1 pseudogene is annotated in these 247 nt (G+C 48.2%); it reads left to right on the forward strand.

What is annotated here, in order from left to right:
* A pseudogene (locus QP437_RS10810) lies at positions 1–230 on the forward strand (phenylalanine--tRNA ligase subunit alpha); the annotation flags it as partial.
* Positions 231–247: the final 17 nt, after the last annotated feature.

The following is a 247-nucleotide window of genomic DNA, read 5'->3' on the forward strand; positions in this document are numbered from 1 at the left end:
TTTGGTTCCCAGATAAGAAGGGTGGCCCAGGTTGGATTGAATGGGGCGGATGCGGAATGGTTAACCCGAACGTTCTTAAGTCTGCAGGCTTAGACCCAGATGTTTATACGGGATTTGCTTTCGGTGTTGGCTTGGAGCGCACTTTGCTGCTTCGTCACGATATTAACGATATGCACGATTTGGTTGAAGGCGATAAGCGCTTCAGTGAACAGTTTGTGATGGGAGAGTAGTACTCATGCCAATGGTA

This window comes from Haemophilus sp. UMB1048, assembly GCF_030218125.1.
In the GTDB taxonomy this organism is placed as follows: domain Bacteria; phylum Pseudomonadota; class Gammaproteobacteria; order Enterobacterales; family Pasteurellaceae; genus Haemophilus_D.